A 20,313-nucleotide genomic window follows, 5' to 3' on the forward strand; every position below is an offset into this window, starting at 1 on the left:
CGAACACGGTCAGCGACCGGCGGCGTATCCCTGCGCGCCCCGCGGGTTGGCGGCGGCCCACAGGACACCATCCGCGTCACGACCGACCGCGGTCACGCGTCCGAGCGACCAGTCGCCCGTTCGGCGCACCCGATGACCGCGCGCTTCGAGTGCGGCGATCACCTCGTCGCCGAGGCGGTCCTCGACCGTCACGCCGGCCGGCGTCCATGTGCGCGGCCAGAACGAATCGATGAGTGCGGTCGTGTTGAGCGTCGGCGCGTCGATCGCCTGCTGACCGGAGTACCCGCCGACCAGCAGACGCAGCAGCACGGGGAGCTGCCACTGATCCTGCTGGTCGCCGCCGGGTGAACCGATTGCCACGACCTCCTCACCTCGCATCAGCAGAGTGGGAGTCAGGGTGGTGCGCGGTCGTCTGCCCGGTTCGAGGGATGCCGGGTGGTCGGGCACGAGCCACGTCGCCTGCAGCCGCGTGCCGAGGCAGAATCCCAGCGAGGGCACGGTCGGCGAGGACTGCAGCCAACCACCCGAGGGGGTCGCCGACACGGCGTTGCCCCACCGGTCGATCACGTCGATGTGGCAGGTGTCGCCGCGCGTCTGCCCCGACCGGTCGACCGTCGGCTCGCCCGTTGACCCGTCGGCCGAAGCCGCGTCGGTACGAAGCGGAGGGAGGCGCGGCGGCCGTCCGTCAGGCGATCCGGGGCGCAGGTCGGTCGATGCCTCGGGGTCGATGAGCGCCCGCCGCGCGGCGACGTAGTCGTCGTCGAGCAGGGCCTCGATCCCGACAGCTCCGTCGGAATCACCGAACCACGCGTCGCGATCGGCGTAGGCGAGCTTCTGCGCCTCGAGCAGCAGGTGCGCCCCGTCGACCGTCGCGGGGTCGAGGCGGGAGTCGTCGGCGTCTTCGATGATCCGCAGCGTCTGCAGCAGGGCGGGACCCTGGGACCACGTGCCGGCCTTGAAGACGTCCCACCCACGAAATCGCACGGTCACGGCGGGTTCGTACCCCGCCCGCCAGGACGCGAGGTCGTCGGCATCCAGGACCCCGGCATGATCGCGACCGTCAGAGTGCCGGTGAGGCAGCCCGACGAACGCCGCCGCCTCGGGCAGCACCTCGGTCATCCACCGCGATCGCGCTGCGTCGATGCGCGCCTCGCGATCCGACGCGTCAGATCCGGCGGCGACCAGGGTGTCGAGGACATCCGCCCACGCCGGGTTCTTCAGGACCGTGTCGGGCGCCGGCGGCGAGCCGGTCGGCATCCACCTCTCCGCCGACGTCGGCCAGTGAGAGCGGAACAGGTCGGCGACCCGCGCGATCGTGGCCGCGGCCCCCGCGACGAGCGGGTGTCCGTCACGGGCGTAGCCGACGGCGAAGGCGATCGTGTCGGCGAGCTCCCAGGTGCCGTGATCGCGCAGGAGCAGCAACCATGCGTCGACGGCGCCGGGAACAGCGGCGGACAGACCGCCCGCTCCGGGCACGAGATCGAGACCGCGCGATCGGAAGTGGTCGATGCTCGCGGCCGCCGGAGCCGGGCCCTGGCCCATCAGAACTAGGGGACGCTCTTCTCCCGCCGGGCGGATCAGGGCGACGAGATCGCCCCCCGGACCATTGAGGTGCGGCTCGACCACGTGCAGCACGAACGCCCCGGCGACGGCCGCGTCGAACGCGTTGCCCCCGCGTTCGAGCACCGCCTGGGCGGTCGCCGTGGCCGTCCAGTGCGTGGAGGCCGTCATGCCGAAGGTGCCCCGCAGGGTCGGGCGAGTGGTGAAGGATGCCGGTGGCGTGAAGGTCATCGCGAGAGCCGGGCGATCCACTCCTCGACCTCGTCGGCGGTGCGGGGGATCGCCGCCGAGAGGTTGACCGGTCCGTCGGCGGTCATGACGATGTCGTCTTCGATGCGGGCGCCGATGCCGCGGTACTCCTCGGGAACGGTCAGATCGTCGATCTGGAAGTAGAGTCCCGGCTCGATCGTGAAGACCATGCCCGGCTCGAGCAGCCCGTCGTAGTACATGTCGCGGCGCGCCTGCGCGCAGTCGTGCACGTCGATCCCGAGGTGGTGGCTCGTTCCGTGCACCATGTAGCGGCGGTGCTGGCCGCCGCTGTCGGCGTCCAGAGCCTCCTCGGCGCTCACGGGGAGCAGACCCCACTCGGCCACGCGCGCGGCGATGACCTCCATCGCGGCCTCGTGCAGGCGGCGGAAGGGCACACCCACCTTCGCCGCGGCGAACGACGCGTCGGCGGCTTCGCGGACCGCTTCGTAGACGCGGCGCTGGACGTCGGTGAAGGTGCCCGACACCGGCAGCGTCCGGGTGATGTCGGCCGTGTACAGGCTGTCGACCTCGACGCCGGCGTCGACGAGAATGAGGTCGCCCGGCTTCACCGCGCCGTCGTTGCGCGTCCAGTGGAGGTAGCACGCGTGCGGGCCGGAGGCGGCGATCGTGTCGTATCCGACGGCGTTGCCGTCGGATCGCGCGCGCTGATGGAACACGCCCTCGACGAGACGTTCCCCGCGGGGGTGCTCGATGATCCGAGGCAGTTCGGAGACGATGTCGTCGAAGCCGCGTCCGGTCACCTCCACGGCCAGCGCCATCTCGGCCAGCTCGTACTCGTCTTTGACGAGACGAAGCTCCGACACGAAGCGGGTGATCTCGTCGTCGTCGCCGACGGTGCGGTCGTCGTCGCCGGGCTGGAAGTCGGAGAGGTGCGCCGTGGCGATCGCGAGGTCGGCGGCGACGCCGTCGAGCGCGGGGCGAGGGCCGATCCAGAACTCGCCGACCGTTGCGTCGGAGTAGAACTCGGCGGTGGTGCGGTCGGCGCGTTCGCGGAAGTAGAGCACGGCCTCGTGTCCTGCGTCGCGCGGCTCGAAGACGAGCACCGCGTCGGGTTCGGCGTCACGGCCCCAGCCCGTCAGATGGGCGAACGCGGAATGGGCGCGGAAGGGATAGTCGGTGTCGTTGCTGCGCTGCTTCAGGCCCCCCGCGGGGACGACAACCCGTCGGCCGGGGAACGCCTCCGACACGCGCGCGCGACGACGTGCAGCCCACGCGGCCTGCTCCCGCGGCTCGGGGAGCGCGTCGGGACGTTCCGCCCAGCCCGTCGAGATGTTCTCGAGGAAGCCGCGGGGGAACGGCGCCTTGCGGTTGCTCGGGGCATCGAGGGGCTTGGTGTCATCGGCCTGAGGCTCGGCGGTCGGCGCGGTCGTGTCGCTGGTGGAGGGGGCATCCATCGTTCCAGTCTCGCACCGGTTCGCCGCGGCCGCACGGATACCACGGGGCCCGTGGAGCGGAGATGCGTGGGGAGGAGTGGCATCCGTGCCTCGCCGGAGTCGGCGACCTCGGTATCCGCGTGCATCGCCGGAGTCGGGGAGCGGGGCACAGCGGCGTCCGACACGCGCCGGGATCCGGCGCGGCTCCGGTGCCCGCTCAGCCGGCGGTGCGCTCCAGCTGGACGACGATGGGGCGGTGATCGCTGCCCGAGCCGTCGAGCGAGCGCATGACGACGGAGCCCGACACCGTCCAATCGGGGGTCGCCATGACGTGGTCGATGGGCGCGCCCAGCAACGCGGGGGCGTCCGTCGGCCAGGTGCCGACACCGCCGTTGCCGCTCTCGGATGCCGTGTCGTGACACCGCCCGAGCGTGCCGCCGTCGACGCCCATCCCCGTCATGTGATCGAGGGTCGCGTTGAAGTCGCCCGCCAGGATGACGTTGTCGCTCGCGCACTGGTCGGCGAGCCACTGCAGGTCGCTGCGCCACTCGGTCATGTACTCCTGCCGCGGCGCGACGGCGTGGGCTGCGACGATGATGGGGCCGTCGCCGGACGTCGGCATGGCGACCGCGCTGGGCACGGTCGACGTGTTGCTGGAGCCGTCCAGCGACGACTCGATGACGGAGTAGTCGCCCAGCTCGGGGCGGATCAGGACCGTGGTCGAGGTGGCATCCCATCCGGTGATGCCGTACTCGCCGTACTCCGCGTGGTGCGCCCACATGGGCTGACCCATGTCGCGCATCATCTCGGCCACCTGGGCGCCCGTGTCGATCGTCGTCTCGGGGAGCGTGACGACATCGGCCTGCATGCCGACCGCGAACTGGGCGATGGATTCGGCTGACGTCGCCGACCCGGCGGTGTTCCACGTCATGACGCGCAGGCTCGTGGCCGTCTTGGCGGGGAAGTCCTCGGAGCCGAGGCCGCGCTGCGAGAGGATCGCGGCGTTGATTCCGCCGGATACGCCGAAGATGAGAGCCAACACGAGCGCCAATGCCCGCAGGGGGCGGATGAAGGCGAACAGCAGCATGAGCAGTGTCGCGGCGATCATCACGGCCGCGATCGGGGCACGGAACGAGATCACCTGCGCGACCGGGAAGACGCGTTCCACGCCGAATGCGGAGGGCCACGTCAGCACCGCGGCGCCCGCCGCCACGACGAGCGCGACCAGGGAACCGAGCAGTCGACGCACGCACCCGACCTTAGGTCAGACGTCTGGGAGATCGACCGACGTCGACCGGATGCCGCCTGCGGGTGAGGACGGGTGCGGCACCGTCCGGGCGGGGAGGGGGCGCTACGCTCGAAGAGTGCCGCACGCTCCTCGATTCACCGGACCGAGCGACCTGCACCTGCACTCGTCGCACTCCGATGGCACGGAACCGCCGGCCGAGGTCATGGCGGCGGCCCACCGGTACGGTGTACGAACCGCCGCCCTCACCGACCACGACACCACGTCGGGATGGGCGGAGGCGGCGGAAGCGGCGACATCGCTCGGGATGACGTTCGTGCCCGGCATGGAGTTGTCGGCGCGGCACCGATGGCGCAGCGTCCACCTGCTCGCCTACTTGGTGGATCCGGACGACCGGGCGCTCCGGGCGATGACCGATCGCATCCGGTCCTCGCGGTTGGATCGCGCGCAGATCATGGCCGAGCGCATCTCGCACGACTACGACATCGCCTGGGACGACATCGTCGCGCAGACGACCGACGGTGCCACCGTCGGACGTCCGCACATCGCCGACGCCCTCGTCGCACGGGGGATCGTGGTCGATCGCACCGAGGCGTTCGCCGGCATCCTGCACCCCGCCGGCGATTACTACGTGGCGCTCTACGCGCCCGACCCCGTCGCTGCGGTGGAGCTCGTCGTCGGCGCGGGCGGTGTTCCGATTGTCGCGCACCCCGCGGGGCGCGCGCTGCTGCCCGACAGTGTGCTGCAGGCGATGCTCGACGCGGGGCTCGCGGGTTTCGAACTCGCGCACCGGGAGAATCTGCCCGAGCCGACCGCGCTGCTGGCACGACTCGCTGCGGAGCGCGACCTCATCGTGACCGGGTCGAGCGATTACCACGGCCTCGGCAAGCCCAACCTGCCCGGCGAGAACACCACCGCCGACGAGATGGTCGCGCGCATCTTCGCCCTGGGCCACGGCACGGCACCCGTCTACCCGTAGACGGGACGCTCGCGGGAGGGCGGCGCGGGGATTCGTTGCGGGGCGCTGTTCGTCGCGCGTGTCTGCTGTCGGTGTGCGCTGCGAGACGCTGCTCGGCGTGCGGGGTGGCTGCTGGCATCCGCTGAGAAACGCTTTTCGCGGGCGGAAACGGGGTGACGCGGCGTTTCTGCCGGCGGATGCCGTTTCTCGCGAGGTGTGTGGGCGTTGTGCGGCGCGGCGCTGCGCCTTGCGGTGGGGGGCGCGGCGCGGTGCGGTGCGGGGCGGGACGCGGCGCTGCGCGGTGCGGTGCGGGGCGGGACGGGGCGCGGGGGCTGTGCCCGGCATCCGTTGCGAGTCGCTGCTCGGCGTGCGGGGTGGCTGCCGGCATCCGCTGAGAAACGCTGTTCGCGGGCGGAAACGGGGTGATGGGGCGTTTCTGTCGGCGGATGCCGTTTCTCGCGGCGTTTGCGCGACGCGGGCGCGCACCGGGTCGGCGCCGCGACGCGGGCGNCGCCGCACGGCCGGAGCAACGGACACGGCGCCGACCCCCGAGGGGATCAGCGCCGTGTCGAGGTTCGGTGCGTCAGGCGACGGGGGCTGTCGGAGTGCCGGAGCTGCCACCGCCGCTGCGGCGGCGACGGCGACGGCGCGGGGCCGCGTTGCCGTCGTGGTGCTCTTTGCCGGCGCCGTCGTGCGTGCCGGCGCCGTCCTCGTCGCGGGGAGTCGCCTCACCTGAGGCGGTGGAGGTCGCTCCGCCGCGGCGACGGCGGCGACGCGGACCGCCCTCGCCCTCGGCATCCGCGGGCCCCTCGGTCTTCCTCTCGGGCCTCGGTGCGACAGCCTTCGGAGCGGTGACGAGGCGGCCCTTCGTGCCCTGCGGGATGTCGAGGTCGGTGTAGAGGTGCGGGCTCGACGAGTAGGTCTCGGTGGGTTCGGGCTGGCCGAACTCGAGGGCGCGGTTGATGAGGGCCCATTTGTGCAGGTCGTCCCAGTCGACGAACGTCACCGCGATGCCGGTCTTGCCGGCGCGACCGGTACGACCGGCGCGGTGCAGGTAGGTCTTCTCGTCGTCGGGGATGGTGTGGTTGATGACGTGGGTGACGTCGTTGACGTCGATGCCGCGGGCGGCCACGTCGGTGGCGATCAGCACGTCTTTCTTGCCGGCCTTGAATGCGGCCATGGAGCGCTCGCGCGCCTCCTGGCTCATGTCGCCGTGCACGGCAGCGGCGTTGAAGCCGCGGTCGCCGAGTTCGTCGACGAGCTTCTGGGCGGCGCGCTTGGTGCGCGTGAAGATGACGGCCTTCTCGCGGCCGTCGGACTGCAGGATGCGGGCGATCACCTCGTCCTTGTCGAGCGAGTGCGCGCGGTAGACCAGGTGCTTGATGTTGGCCTGGGTCAGACCCTCGTCGGGGTCGTTGGCCCGCATGTGGATCGGGTTCGACATGAACCGGCGCGCGAGGGCGACGATGGGCCCGGGCATGGTCGCCGAGAACAACTGCGTGTGCCGCACGGGAGGGACCTTGGAGAAGATCTTCTCGATGTCGGCGAGGAAGCCGAGGTCGAGCATCTTGTCGGCCTCGTCGAGCACGACCTCGGTCGCGTGCGACAGGTCGAGCAGGCGCTGGTTGGCGAGGTCGATGAGGCGTCCGGGGGTGCCGACGACGATCTGCGCACCGGCTTTGAGCTGGTCGATCTGGCCCTCGTACGCCTTGCCGCCGTAGATCGCGACGACGCTGGTGGGGCGGTTGCTGGTGAGCATGTCCATGTCTTCGTAGACCTGGACGGCGAGCTCGCGCGTGGGGACCACGATGAGCGCCTTGACGCCCGGCTCGGGGTTCGGGCCGAGGCGCTGCACCACGGGGATGCCGAAGCCGAAGGTCTTTCCGGTGCCCGTCTTGGCCTGACCGATGATGTCCTGTCCGGGGAGACCGAGGGGGATCGTCTGCTCCTGGATCGGGAAAGCATCGATGATGCCCTTCGTCGCGAGGGCATCGACGATGTCCTGGTCGACGCCGAGCTCGGCGAATGTCGTCATGAGGTGCCTGTTCCGGCGGCGAGAGACCGCCTGGGAGTCGAATCCACGCCCTCACTCGTCCACAGGCGCAGGGTCCCGATCCGTTGTCGGGACCCGACCACTCTACCCGGCGTGTCTCCGGAGCCCCCGACGCCTAGGCTGTCTACGTGTTCGCGTGGTTACGTCGTCGTCAGCGCCCCGTGGGTCGCACGCTTCAACTGCGTTCGCGCGGTGATCTCGGCGAGGCGATGCGCGTCGACTTCGCCGAGCTCGCGCCCGACGTCGAGACCTTCCTCGGGCAGGCCGCGTACCTGCAGCTGGGGTTCTTCGAGACGCTCAGTGAGCTGATCGCCCTCACTCCCGAGCTCGCGGAGAAGGAATCGCTCTCCCGCGCCGCCGGTGCGGCCCTGATCAAGCATCAGGAACTGGTCGCGCTGATCCGCGACCGCGGAACCGACCCCACGCACCTGATGCTGCCGTTCCGTGAGTCGCTCGACGCGTTCCGCCGGAACACCCACGGCGTGCGCCCGCAGGAGACGATGCTCACGGTGCACATCACCGCGGGGCTCCTGGACGACTTCTACCTCGCCCTGTCGTCGAGCTACGGAGACACGGGGCGCCGGGTCGCCCGGATCCTGCAGGCCGATGACGACCGGCAGGCCATCGTCGACATCCTCGCGGCGACCATCGACAGTGACGAGGAGTGGCGCTGGCTCCTGGCCCTCTGGGGCCGACGTCTGGTTGGTGACACGTTGCTCGTCGCCCGCGCGGCACTTCGGCACGGACACCTCGATCGCGCCGAAGAAGAGAAGGTCGAGCCCGTCTTCAGCGAACTGATGGGCGCGCACGCTCGGCGGATGGATGCCATGGGGCTGGCTGCCTGAGGCGGCTCGGCGGGGCGTGCGGGCCGGGTGGTCTGAGGCGGCATCTCGCGCGACGGGATGACTTGGGCAGGGCGGTACGACGCGCATCATGCCCGGCCGACGGAGGCCACGGGCCGAGCGGTCTTACCCGGCTCTGCGCGCGGCGGGAGGACGTGACTCGACCGCCGGACGCGCTCACCGCGAGGCGGACGGATGCCTCGGTTCAGACGCCGAGCCGGGCGCGGTCCGCATGGTCGCGCGCGAGACGCGCCCGCGTGACGAGGGGGACGAGGACGAAGGCGGTCACGGCCGGAGCGACGACGGCGACGAGCCACAGGACCGGCGAGTCGATGCCGAGCCCCATCCAGGTCGCGGCCGTCCAGACGACCGCCGCCGCCGCCGCACCGGCGAGCGGCGCCAGGAAGGCCCCCCGCAGGGCACGGTGTGGCAGTGAGAAGTGCGCGGCGAGCCCGATGACGGCGCCGATGATCAAGCCGAGCAGGATCTGCACGGTCGTGGGCTCAGGCGACGAAGCCGACGCGGCGCGACTCTTCGGTGCCGAGCTCGACGAAAGCGAGATTGGCGGTGGGGACGAGGTAGGAGTTGCCCTTCACATCCGTGAAGGAGACGTGACTGGCCGAGGAGTCGAGGGCCGTGGCGACGGCGGTCTTGACGGCGTCGGAGCTCTCGTTGGTCTCGAAGTTGAGTTCGCGGCCGGTGTTGGTGATGCCGATGCGGATCTCCACGATGCGTCCTTTCCTCGCGGGGCCGCGGTCGGCCCTGCGCGTCCTTCGACTCTAGGGCAGGCGTGCGGGGCGACGACCCGGTGGGGGCGGCGCTTCGCGGACGGCGAACGCCGGCCTGCGCAGGCGCGCGTGACGGTGCCGCCCTCCTGGCCATCGCGCGGCGCCCCGGGCCCGCACCGGAGCGATGTCGGAGGTGAGGTTTAGCGTGGACGCATGCAGATTCCGGATGCCGTGACCCCCGAGGTATCCTCCCTGCTCGGGGACGGTCTCGACGCCGATCAGCGGGCGGTGGCGTCGTGGGCGGCCGAGGCCAGCGGCGTCGTCGTCGGCGCCCCGGGCTCGGGCAAGACGACGACGCTGCTCGCCCGCGTGCGCGAGCTCGTGGCATCCGGGGTCGATCCCGATCACCTTCTCGTACTCACGCCCACGCGGCCGGCCGCGACGGCGTTGCGCGATCCGCTCGCGCTCGCGGTGGGGCGCGCGACATCGGGTGCGCTCGCACGCTCGGTGGCGTCGTTCGCGTTCCAGCTCGTCCGCGGCGCCGAGGTGCGCCGCGGCGCTGAACCCCCGCAGCTGCTCACGGGCGGTGATGAAGACCGGATCATCCGCGACCTGCTCGAGGGAGACGCTCTCGACGAGATCGACGGCGTGTCGCGGTGGCCGGACTGGCTCGGCCCGGCGATCAGGGCGACCCGGGGATTCCGCGGCGACGTCCGCGCGTTCCTCGCCGAGTGCACCGACCTCGGAGTCTCGTCGATCGCCCTCGCCGACCTGGCCGCTCACCTCGACGTGCCCGTGTGGGCCTCGCTGGCGTCCTTCTCCGACGAGTATCGTGCCGTCCGCGCGTCGATGCGGGGGGCCCATCGCGACGCCGCAGACCTCGCCCGCGAGGCCGTCGCGGTTCTCGACGACGCCCGCGCCGATCGCGAGACGCTGGGGCGGTTCGCGGCTCTGCGCTGCATCCTCGTGGACGACGCGCAGGAGCTCACTCCCGGCGGCATCGATGTGCTCGGAGCGTGTCGTGCGCTCGGCATCGGCGTCGTCGCCTTCGGCGACCCCGACGTGGCATCCGGTGCATTCCGTGGAGCGACCCCGGAGAACTTCGCCCGATTGGCTCGCGAGCTCGGCACGACGGCGGCACTGGGAACGCCGCATCGCGGAACCCCCGAACAGGTCGACCTCGTGCGGCAGGTGTCGTCGCGCATCGGCGCGGCCGGCGTCGTCGCGCACCGCCGTGCGCCGCAGGGCGCGCCGGTTCAGGGGTCGGTGCGCACCTATCTTCTCCGCTCGCCCGCGGAGGAGGCCGACGCGATCTCGCGGCTGCTACGGGAACGGCACGTCCTGGAGGGCGTGCCGTGGGGTTCGTGCGCAGTCATCGCGCATGACTCGCGCCAGGTGGGCACCCTCGAGTCCGAGCTGGCGGCGCGCGAGGTTCCGGCCCGGGCGAGCGGACCCGGCCTGGCGCTCGGGGTGCAACGGCCCGTTCGCGACCTCGTACGCCTCGTCGAGCTGGGCATGACCGACCCCGACGCGTGGTCGCCCGAGGTCGTCGTCGACGCGCTGCTCGGCACGTTCGGCGGCCTCGATCCGATCGAACTGCGCCGGCTTCGCACCGCCCTGCGGCACGCCGAGGTGACGGACGGCGGCGTACGATCGGCGACCGATCTGCTCGTCTCGGGAGTGCGCTACCCGCTCGAGCTCGCCGCCGTCGACACGCGCGAGGCGCGGCGGGCGGTTCGCCTCGGCGAGACTCTCGCAGCCCTCGGAGCCCAGGCGCGATCGCGTGCGACCGCGCACGAGATGCTGTGGACGGCGTGGGAACGCAGTTCCCTGGCCCGCACGTGGCGAGAGGCCTCCCGGGGGCACGGACCCATCGCCGAGCAGGCCGATCGCGACCTCGACGCGATCGTCGCCCTCTTTCAGGCGGCGAAGCGCTACACCGAGCGCGAACCCGATGGCGAAGCCTCGACCTTCCTCCGCGCGGTGCTCGACAGCGACGTGGCCGAGGACCGCATCGAGCAGCCCGCCGTCGTCGACGCGGTGCGCATCCTGACGCCGGCCGCCGCGGCGGGCACGGCGTTCGACACGGTGATCATCGCCGGGGTGCAAGAGGGCGTCTGGCCCAACACGCGCCTGCGCGGGGGACTCCTCGAGACCTGGCGCCTGTCCGACGCGGTGCAGAACCCCGACCTCCCGGCCGCGGGCATGCTCGACCGACGGCGGGCGGCCATGCACGACGAACTGCGCCTGTTCGTGCGGGCGCTCAGCCGTGCCGAGCGCATGCTCATCGTCACGGCGGTCGATGACGACGACACCGGCCCCAGCGTGCTCTTCGAGATGCTCCCCGCGCCCGAGCCCGCGGCATCCATTCCCGAACACCCCTTGTCGCTGCGCGGTCTCGTCGCACGGCACCGGCGCTCGCTCACCGCACCCCGCGTCCCCGCGGTCGATCGCGCCCACGCGGCCGGGCAACTCGCGTTGCTGGCCGCGGCCGATGTCGCCGGAGCGGCATGCGACGAGTGGTACGGCGTCGCGCCGCCGACCTCCACCGCGCCGCTACGCGACCTCGACCGAGAAGATGTGCGCGTCTCGCCGTCGCGCCTGCACGCCCTCGAGGAGTGCGAGCTCGACTGGGTGATCGCCGACCTCGGCGGAGATCGCGGGGGGACGACCGCCGGTATCGGCACGATCATCCATGCGGCGCTCGAAACGGCGTCGTCGTCGTCCGAAGACGACCTGTGGGCGGTCGTCGAGGAACGCTGGGGAGAACTCGCGTTCGACGCCGTCTGGAGAGAACGGGCAGAGCGGACCCGCGCGCGCGATCTCGTGCGGCGACTGGCGACGTATCTCCGGCGCTTCGACGACGCCGGTGGACGACTGGTGGGTGCGGAACGGCACTTCGAGGTGCCGATCCCGCTCGCTGACACCGGCGAGCACGGCGCCGTGCTCAGCGGCGACATCGACCGCGTCGAGATCACTCCCGCGGGCGAGGTCGTGATCGTGGATCTCAAGACCGGCAAGAACGAACCGCAGAGCGACCAGAAAGTCGCCGACAATCCGCAACTCGCCGCCTACCAGCTCGCTTTCTCGTCGGGAGCGATCGAGCAGGTTGCGGGATTGCCGTCGGGTGGGGCGAAACTCCTGGTGCTGCGGCCCAGCGCGACGAAGAAGGAGTACGCCGAGCCGACGCAGCAGCCGTTCGACGACGCCCAGCGGGACGCGTTCGTGACGCGCGTCCAGCGCGCCGTCGGCGTCATGCGGGGTACGAGCTTCGCCGCCCCGTACGAGGTGCACTGTCGCGACGAGTTCTCGTACGGGCTGTGTCGCATCCACACGGTCTCGGCGGTGAGCGCCTCGTGACCGGCGGTCTCTCGGCCGCGACCATCGCGGCCGCGTTGGGGCAGTTCCCGCCCACCGCCGAGCAGACGGCCGTCATCGAGGCACCCCTCGCCCCGGCGCTGGTGGTGGCCGGTGCCGGCAGCGGCAAGACCGAGACCATGGCGGGCCGCGTCGTCTGGCTCGTCGCCAATGCCCACGTGCGTCGAGACGAGGTGCTCGGCTTGACCTTCACGCGAAAGGCCGCTGGTGAGCTCGCGGAGCGCATCCAGAAGCGCCTGCAGCGCCTCGCGGAGTTCGAGTCGCGCGGCCTGCTGCCCGCCCTCCCGACGCTGCACGCGGCAGGCAGGCTGTCGGTGTTCGGCGAGCTCGCCCAGACGGAGGGCGCTCGCGGCGACGCCCTGCGGCGGGAGGCGCTCGACGCGCTCGCGTCGGAGGTCGGTGTCGCCGCGGCGTCGGCGCCCGACGCCGATCACCTCTTGCACCGCCCGACGGTGTCGACGTACAACAGTTTCGCCGACTCGATCGTGCGCGAGCACGGGCTGAGGATCGGTCGGGATGCCGAGTCGGCGGTGCTGTCGGAATCCGCGGCGTGGCTGCTCATGCGACGGGTGGTGTTCGCCTCCGACGACCCTCGACTGGAGGAGCGGCAGGAGTCGCCGCGCACGCTCATCGACGCGGCGTTGCGGATCGCCCGCGACGGCGTCGACAACCTCGTCGACCTCGAGCGGCTCGCGGCCTTTCCCGACGAGTTCGGGCGCGTCGTCGAACGCCCGTCGACCTCCAACCGCGTCGACGTCTACAAAGAGGTCGCGGATGCGGCGACGAAGGTGTCGGCGCTCTCGTTGCTGGCCGGGCTCGCCGCCTCGTACGGCCGCGAGAAGGTGCGCCTCGGCGTCATGGACTTCGCCGATCAGGTCGCCGGAGCGCTCCGCATCGCCCGGGAGCATCCGGCCGTCGTCGAGGAGCTCCGGGCGCGATATCGCGTCGTCCTGCTCGACGAGTATCAAGACACCTCGGTCGTGCAGACCGACCTGCTCGCGACGCTGTTCGGGGGGACGGGGGTCATGGCCGTCGGCGACCCGCATCAGGCCATCTACGCCTGGAGAGGTGCGAGCGCGGGCAATCTGGGCGGCTTCCCCGTCGCCTTCGCACCGGCGGGCGGATGCCAGCACTTCTCGCTGCTGACGAGCTGGCGCAACAGCGCGCGGGTGCTCGACGCGGCCAATGCCGTCCTGGCACCTCTCGCCTCGAGAGCTCCCGTCGCGGTCGAAGAACTGCGGTCGCGGCCGGGCGCGCCGGAGGGTGTCGTCGACATGGTGTTCGAGAACGACCTGGATGCCGAGGCGGACCGGGTCGCGTCCTGGTTCGTGGGCGTTCGTGCCGCTCGCGCCGCGGAGGGACGCGCCACGACGGGGGCGCTGCTGTTCCGCAGCAAGAAGCACATGGTGCGCTTCGGCGACGCGCTGGGCCGTCGCGGCATCCCTCACCGCATCCTCGGGTTGGGAGGTCTTCTCACGACACCCGAGGTGGTCGACGTCGTGTCGGTGCTCCGCGTCATCAGCGATCCCGAGGCGGGGTCCGCACTGATCCGTCTGCTGTCGGGACCGCGATGGGCGGTCGGTCTCGCCGACCTCCGTGCGCTCGCCCAGCTGGCGCGGCGCCTCGCCACCCACGACGTCGCCCTCCAGCCGCTGTCGGCCGACGTGGTGGACCGACTGCGTTCGACGCCGGGCGCCGACCGGGCTTCGCTCGTCGACGCCCTCGACTTCGTCACGCGACAGAGCGACGGTCACGGCTGGTTGACCGACATCACGTCCGAGGGGCGGGCGCGTCTGCGCGAGGCGGGGGCCGTGTTCGCCGGGCTCCGTCGCAATGCCGGCGCCCCGATCCCCGAGCTGATTCGGCTGATCGAGACCGAACTACGGCTCGACATCGAACTCGCCGCGAACGAATCGCGTGGGCCCGCGCGCATCGCGTCGGCTCAACTGCGCGCGTTCGTCGACGAGATCCGCGGCTTCCTGGCGGCCGACGAATCGGGGTCCGTCGCGAGCCTCCTGGCGTGGCTCGACCACGCCGAGCAGGCCGACGAGTTCGCCCCGCGCACCGAGCCCCCCGAGGCCGACGTCGTGCAACTGCTGACCATCCACGGGTCGAAAGGACTCGAATGGGATGCCGTGGCGGTGGTGCGATTGGTGACCGACGAGCTGCCGTCGCTCGCGCGCGACACGAAAGGGTGGCTGGGCTTCGGCATCCTGCCCTCCGAGTTCCGCGGCGATTCCGCCTGGTTGCCCGTCTTCGGCTGGCGCGGCGCTGAGACGCAGCAAGACTTGAAGGCCGCGATCGAGGCGTTCGTGTCCGACAATCGCGCCCGTCAGCTCGACGAAGACCGGCGGCTGGCGTACGTGGCCTTCACCCGCGCGCGCGATCACCTGCTGCTATCGGGGTCGAGCTGGTCGGGCACCAAGCGCCCACGGCGACCGAGCGTCTTCCTCCAAGAAGCCGCAGACGCTCTGGGCATCGACCTCGCGGTCGGCGAGTCGGGCGACGACCCGTACGACGGTGAGCGCCGGCTGCTGCACTGGCCGCTCGACCCTCTCGGCGCACGCCGCACCGCCGTGACGGCGGCTGTGGCGGCAGCGAGCGCGGCGCGCGCCAATCCTCCCGCGCATCCCGACAGCGACCTCGAACTGCTGCTCGCGGAGCGCGCCGACCGCCTGCGTCCGTCGCACGCGCCCGCCCCCACGCGAATTCCGGCGTCGAAGTTCAAAGACTTCGTCGCGGACTACGGCCGCGCCGTCGACGACCTCCGGCGACCGATGCCCGAACGCCCGTACCGTCAGACGCGCCTCGGCACGCTCTTCCACGCGTGGGTGGAACAGCGGTCGGGCCACGTCGGCGCGGGGATCGGATTGGACGACGACGGCCTGTGGGACGACGACGAGACCGGTGCCTCCGCCGCTGATGCGGCGGACCTGCAGCGGCTGCGCGAGTGCTTCGAGCGGTCGGAGTGGGCGGACCTCCGCCCCCTCGAGGTCGAGACGGAGATCGACTTCGTCACCACCCGACTCGACGGTCGCGAGCACGTCGTCATCTGCAAACTGGATGCCGTATACCGCCGCGGCGACCGTTACGAGATCGTCGACTGGAAGACGGGTCGGCCGCCCGCGACCGAGGCGGATCGTCGCGCGCGCATGCTGCAGCTCGAGCTCTATCGGGAGGCGTATCACGCCAAGCACGGCATCGACATCGACCTGATCGACGTGACGTTGTTCTACGTCGGCGACGAACTGGTGCTTCGGGGCTGAGTGGCGCCCGCGCGTGGGGGATCGTGCGGCGCAGGGGGAGTGGCGCGAGGCCCGGGGCGGGGCGTCGGGCGCGCTGCGGGGCCCGGGGCGGGGCGTCAGGCGCGCTGCGGGGCCGCGGCGATGCGGGGCCGCGCGGGGCGGGCGCGAGGCTGCGCGGGCTGATCGAGCGACTTCGGCTGTGGCCGGGTGCCGTGCGTGGCGGGGCGAGGAGCGGCTCTGATCGAGCGATGTCGCGAAACGCGCAAGCGGTTCGGGGTGTCCCGACGTCAGAGCTCGGCGCGCTGGCCCGCGGTCGCTCGAGACCGGCCCGATATCCAGCTGAAAAGTTCCGCTCGAGTGTGCGGCTCAGGTGGGGTCGCCCGAGACCCCCCACCGGCGCAGGGCGGCCCGGCTCGCGCGGAGGGCGTCCTCTTCATCATCGACGATCGACGACTCGGCCGTGTGGTCGGAGCGAGACGACGCCTGGCCCGAGGTCTCGGTTGCAGGGGTCGCCGCGTCGCGTCGGTCCGGAGCTACCGAGGTGTCTGCGGGTGGTGCGTCGTCACCCCAGCCGTCCAGGTCGACCGGAGCGGTGGCGTCATGGTCGACGCCGTCGGGCGCGGGCAGTCGGTCGACGTGGATGGCGCCGGTGTCGGCATCCGGGTTCACGCTGTCATCCATCGCTGCGGCGAGCGCATCGGCGGCGGCCGCGCGATCGCGTTCCACCGCGAGGTACAGCGACAGGGCCTCGGGGTCGTAGGCGTCGGTCTGCATCGACGTGTCGACGCGCGCGGGCGTCGACACGGGCGGTGCGCTCTCGACGAGTGCCATCGCGTCGTCGATGTCGCTGCGCGTGTCGGGCACGATGTGGTCGCCGCGGACCCCCTCGGCCAGGGCATCGAGCAGGGCCACCGCGTCGTCGACCACGTCGGCCTGTCCGGCGTCGTGGCCGTGGACCAGCCACCGGGCGAATTCCAGTTCGGCGTACAGGCGGGCGCGCTCCCGCAGCAGAGGGTCGGGGGACCGGTCGCCGGCCGCCGCGTATCCCTCGTGGACGTCGTCGGCGGCGGTGGGGGCGGATGCCAGCCACCGCAGGTCGACGGCCGGGTCGCCTACGCTGAGGCCGGCCCAGTCGAGGACTCCGACCACGTGCGGTACGCCGTCGTCGTCGTCGGCGAGGACGATCGACGTGCTGGTGGCGCCGCCCAGGACGACCGCGGACTCGAACCGCCAGAGTTCGTCGACGTCGAGGGCACGTCGCCAGCGCAGCATGAGGTCGTCGCTGACGCGTCCCGTGGCGTCGGCGCGATCGAGCAAGCGTCGGATGTCGTCACGGACCTGCTCGGATGTGCGGACCGGGAGACCGTCCGTGCGCACGATGGATGCCGGGAGGGCATGGACGGCCGCGAGCGCCCCGCCGATCGCGGGTGCGTAGCCCGGACCCTTCGGCAGCTGCGCGGGATCGATGCGGTAGCCCTCGATGCGGTCGACCACGAGCACGCGCTGCGCACCCGATCCGCTCTCGCCGAGCACCTCGGGAACCGCGAACGGCAACAGTGCGCGCACGCCGGCGGTCAGCGCGTGCAGCGCTCGCGACTCGGCGGCCAGGTCGTGGGCGCCCTCCTCGCCGGCCGGCATGCGTACGACGACCTCGCGGCCGTCGTCGGTGCGCGCGAGAGCGGAGTCGAACCGTCCGCCCGCGTTCTCGGTGAGGATCCGAGCGCTGGTGAACACGGTGCCGGGCAGAGCCGTCGTCGCCGACGCAGCTAAAATGAGGGGCGAGCGTGCCATGCCTCCCAGGGTAGGTGGGGCTCTCGTCCCGCTGTCCACGCCACGCCCTTGAGCGGGGGAGCTCGCGCCGGAACCGCCCGCCCCGTCCGTTCGTTCGAGAGGTGCTTCATGTCGCGCTCCGCGTTCACGCCGTCCGCCGCGGATCCCGCCGAGGGTCCGGAAGTGCGTATCGACAGGTCGGCAGAGGAGCGAGACGACGCCGATCTGCTGCCGCGCCTTCTGAAGGATCCCCGCACTCGTGTGCTCGCCGTGCGACGCGATACCGCTCCTCTCGTCGGGGGCCACCTCGCTCTCGTGGAGGTGGGTCGGCTTCATGGGGCCTCCCGCGAGAGCTCCGGGACATCGGTGCCCGGCGTCCACGAGTGGGCTTTCCTGGGCCGAGACGGCGACGGGCGGGCGATCGTGCTCGCCACCGTCGCCGATGACGCCCCCGACGATCTCGTCGCGGACGCTTCCTGGGCGCCCTTGCGCGCAGCCGGGGGCGATCTGCCCGCCGGGGAGGCGGAGGTGCTCACCACCGCCGTGGCTCTGGCCGGCTGGTTGCGTGACGCCCCCTTCTGCCCCGCGTGCGGCACCCTCACCGAGGTGCGCCACGCCGGTTGGTCGCGACACTGCCCGGGGTGCGGTCGAGAGCACTTCCCGCGCACCGATCCGGCCGTGATCGTGCTCCTCACGTCGGCGGAATCCGACGACCGGATCCTGCTCGGGGCCAACGCCGCGTGGGGCGGCCAGAGGTACTCGTGCTTCGCGGGGTTCGCCGAGGCGGGGGAGTCGCTCGAAGATGCCGTCGCCCGTGAGGTGGGGGAAGAAGCCGGTGTCGGGCTGCGCGACATCGCGTACCGGGATTCGCAGGCGTGGCCGTACCCGCGTTCGCTCATGCTCGGATTCCGCGCACGGGTCGTCGACGACGCAGACGCCCGTCCCGACGGCGGGGAGATCGTCGAGGTGCGCTGGTTCACCCGGGACGAGATCGGTGCGGCGCTGCGCGGCGAGTCCGACGTGACCCTGCCGGGCGCCGCGTCCATCGCCAGACGCCTCATCGACGACTGGTACCGGGGGATCGCGTGACCGGCCCACTCGACGACCTCGATGAGAACCAGCTCGAGGCCGCTCGTGCCCTGCGGGGGCCGGTATGCGTGCTCGCCGGCGCCGGGACCGGCAAAACCCGGGTCATCACGCGGCGCATCGCGCACGGCGTCGATACCGGTGCGTACTCGCCTCAGCGGGTGATGGCGGTGACCTTCACCGCCAAGGCGGCGGGTGAGATGCGGGGGCGTCTGCGTGCGCTCGGCGTGTCGGGCGTATCGGCCCGGACCTTCCACGCCGCAGCCCTCGCGCAGGTCAACTTCTTCTGGCCCACCCTCGCGGGCGATCAGGCGCCCTCGATCATCGACAACAAGGTGCGCATGCTCGCGCACGCGGCCGACGGCGTGGGGCTCTCGCCTGACACCGCCACGCTGCGCGACGTCGCGGCCGCGATCGAGTGGCGCAAGGTCACTCTGCGCTCCATTGACCAGTACGCCGCAGACCGGCCCGAGGGGGTCGGCCGTCTGGGCGTCGACCAGGTCGTCGCCCTTCAGCGCGCGTACGAGAAGCTCAAGGACGAGCGGCGGCAGATGGACTTCGAGGACGTGCTGCTCACGTGCGCCGGCATGATCGAGGCCGAGCCCCACGTCGCCGCCGCGGTGCGAGAGCAGTACCGGCACTTCACCGTGGACGAGTATCAGGACGTCTCGCCCCTGCAGAATCGCGTGTTGGAGCTGTGGCTGGGGGATCGCCGCGACCTGTGCGTCGTGGGCGACGCGAGTCAGACGGTCTATTCGTTCACGGGCGCCGACGCGCGGTACCTGCTGGACTTCGGGCGCACTCACGAGGATGCGCGCGTCGTGCGACTCGAGCGCAACTACCGTTCCACGGCCCCCGTGCTCGCCGTGGCCAACGAGCTCATGCGCGGACGAGCGGGCGCCCTCGAACTCGTCGCGGCCAGCGCCGTGGACACCCCGACGCCCACCGTGCGCGCATTCGAAGACGACGAGGACGAGGCCACCGCGGTGGCGAGGTCGATCGCCGACTCCCTGACACGCGGAGTCGACCCGCACGACATCGCTGTGCTGTACCGCGCCCATGCGCAGTCGGCGGCGCTGCTCGCCGCGTTGTCGCGGGTCGGCGTGGCGGCATCGGTGCTGGGCGGGCGCAAGTTCTTCGATCTGCCGGAGGTGCGCCAGGCGCTCATGGCCCTGCGGGCGGCCTCGGTCGCCCCGATGGAGACGGGTTTCCTCGCCACGGTGCGCGACGTGCTGCGCAGCGTCGGACTCACCGACGACCCGCCGGCGGCCGGCGGCGCGCTGCGCGAGGCGTGGGAAGCGCGGGCGGCCCTGCTGCGTCTGGCCGAGGACGCGCCGGCGGGAACCGACCTGCGCGCGTTCACCGACGACCTGCAGGCACGCGCGCGCGATCAGCACGAGCCGACGACGCGCACGGTGACGCTCGCCACGCTCCACGCGGCGAAAGGTCTGGAGTGGGATCACGTGTACCTCGTGGGGGTGAGCGAGGGGCTGTTGCCCATTTCGTACGCGAAGACGTTCGAGGCGGTCGATGAGGAGCGGCGCCTCGCCTACGTCGGCGTCACGCGAGCGGCGCGGACGCTGTCGGTGAGCTGGGCGCGGGGTCGAGGGCGCGGGGAACGCTCTCCGTCGCGCTTCCTTCAGGAGATCGGCAGTGGCACTCTTCGCTCGGCCGATGCATCTCCCAGGCCCGCCGGAACGAATCGGCGCGCAGGCGCAGCGACCTCGACGTCGACGCGATCGGCCCCCTGAGCAGGAATCGGGCGGCGCGTCCCGCTTCGGCGGCGAGAGCCACGTCGACGTCG

13 protein-coding genes are annotated in these 20,313 nt (G+C 71.8%); 6 read left to right on the forward strand and 7 right to left on the reverse strand.

Annotated features, from left to right (window positions below):
- Nucleotides 1-9: 9 nt before the first annotated feature.
- From ACTJJP_RS00565 to ACTJJP_RS00575, 3 genes are all read right to left on the reverse strand, one after another.
- Nucleotides 10-1,791, reverse strand: coding sequence for a gamma-glutamyltransferase family protein (locus ACTJJP_RS00565; RefSeq protein ID WP_440773122.1), 1,782 nt, complete (start codon nt 1,789-1,791; stop codon nt 10-12).
- Complete coding sequence (locus ACTJJP_RS00570) at nt 1,788-3,224, reverse strand: aminopeptidase P family protein (protein WP_440773123.1); 1,437 nt, start codon at nt 3,222-3,224, stop codon at nt 1,788-1,790. Before ACTJJP_RS00570 ends, ACTJJP_RS00565 begins: the two co-directional genes overlap by 4 nt.
- Nucleotides 3,225-3,420: 196 nt before the next feature.
- Complete coding sequence (locus tag ACTJJP_RS00575) at nt 3,421-4,452, reverse strand: endonuclease/exonuclease/phosphatase family protein (RefSeq protein WP_440773124.1); 1,032 nt, start codon at nt 4,450-4,452, stop codon at nt 3,421-3,423.
- Between the two features lie 115 nt (nt 4,453-4,567).
- On the opposite strand from ACTJJP_RS00575, the gene ACTJJP_RS00580 reads away from it, so the two are divergent.
- Complete coding sequence (locus ACTJJP_RS00580; RefSeq protein ID WP_440773125.1) at nt 4,568-5,428, forward strand: PHP domain-containing protein; 861 nt, start codon at nt 4,568-4,570, stop codon at nt 5,426-5,428.
- Between the two features lie 562 nt (nt 5,429-5,990).
- On the opposite strand, the gene ACTJJP_RS00585 is transcribed toward ACTJJP_RS00580, so the two are convergent.
- Nucleotides 5,991-7,442 carry a DEAD/DEAH box helicase gene (locus ACTJJP_RS00585; RefSeq protein ID WP_440773126.1) on the reverse strand — a complete coding sequence of 484 codons (1,452 nt, stop codon included), beginning with the start codon at nt 7,440-7,442 and terminating at the stop codon, nt 5,991-5,993.
- A gap of 146 nt (nt 7,443-7,588) precedes the next feature.
- On the opposite strand from ACTJJP_RS00585, the gene ACTJJP_RS00590 reads away from it, so the two are divergent.
- Entirely contained in the window at nt 7,589-8,305 is a 717-nt protein-coding gene (locus tag ACTJJP_RS00590) for a ferritin-like fold-containing protein (protein ID WP_440773127.1), read from the forward strand.
- Between the two features lie 202 nt (nt 8,306-8,507).
- Here the strand turns inward: ACTJJP_RS00590 and ACTJJP_RS00595 are convergent, their stop codons facing one another.
- Both ACTJJP_RS00595 and ACTJJP_RS00600 read right to left on the reverse strand, forming a co-directional pair.
- Nucleotides 8,508-8,795 carry a hypothetical protein gene (locus tag ACTJJP_RS00595; protein WP_440773128.1) on the reverse strand — a complete coding sequence of 96 codons (288 nt, stop codon included), beginning with the start codon at nt 8,793-8,795 and terminating at the stop codon, nt 8,508-8,510.
- Between the two features lie 10 nt (nt 8,796-8,805).
- Nucleotides 8,806-9,030: a DUF3107 domain-containing protein gene (locus ACTJJP_RS00600; RefSeq protein WP_285137019.1), complete on the reverse strand. Its 225-nt coding sequence runs from the start codon at nt 9,028-9,030 to the stop codon at nt 8,806-8,808.
- A 213-nt stretch (nt 9,031-9,243) separates the two neighbouring features.
- Between ACTJJP_RS00600 and ACTJJP_RS00605 the strand changes: the two genes are divergently transcribed.
- Both ACTJJP_RS00605 and ACTJJP_RS00610 read left to right on the forward strand, forming a co-directional pair.
- Entirely contained in the window at nt 9,244-12,390 is a 3,147-nt protein-coding gene (locus tag ACTJJP_RS00605) for an ATP-dependent helicase (protein WP_440773129.1), read from the forward strand.
- On the forward strand, nt 12,351-15,674 hold the full coding sequence (locus ACTJJP_RS00610; RefSeq protein ID WP_440773130.1) for a UvrD-helicase domain-containing protein: 3,324 nt from the start codon (nt 12,351-12,353) through the stop codon (nt 15,672-15,674). Before ACTJJP_RS00605 ends, ACTJJP_RS00610 begins: the two co-directional genes overlap by 40 nt.
- A gap of 345 nt (nt 15,675-16,019) precedes the next feature.
- Here the strand turns inward: ACTJJP_RS00610 and ACTJJP_RS00615 are convergent, their stop codons facing one another.
- Nucleotides 16,020-17,444 carry a phosphotransferase gene (locus ACTJJP_RS00615; RefSeq protein WP_440773131.1) on the reverse strand — a complete coding sequence of 475 codons (1,425 nt, stop codon included), beginning with the start codon at nt 17,442-17,444 and terminating at the stop codon, nt 16,020-16,022.
- Between the two features lie 108 nt (nt 17,445-17,552).
- On the opposite strand from ACTJJP_RS00615, the gene nudC reads away from it, so the two are divergent.
- The gene (gene nudC, locus ACTJJP_RS00620; protein WP_440773132.1) at nt 17,553-18,512 is read left to right on the forward strand and encodes an NAD(+) diphosphatase; all 960 of its coding nucleotides are present in this window, start codon (nt 17,553-17,555) and stop codon (nt 18,510-18,512) included.
- Nucleotides 18,509-20,260 (forward strand): ATP-dependent helicase, encoded by a 1,752-nt coding sequence (locus ACTJJP_RS00625; RefSeq protein WP_440773133.1) that lies wholly within the window; start codon nt 18,509-18,511, stop codon nt 20,258-20,260. The genes nudC and ACTJJP_RS00625 overlap by 4 nt, the downstream gene beginning before the upstream one ends.
- Nucleotides 20,261-20,313: the final 53 nt, after the last annotated feature.

Source organism: Microbacterium sp. 22296 (genome assembly GCF_052045385.1).
Classification (GTDB): domain Bacteria; phylum Actinomycetota; class Actinomycetes; order Actinomycetales; family Microbacteriaceae; genus Microbacterium.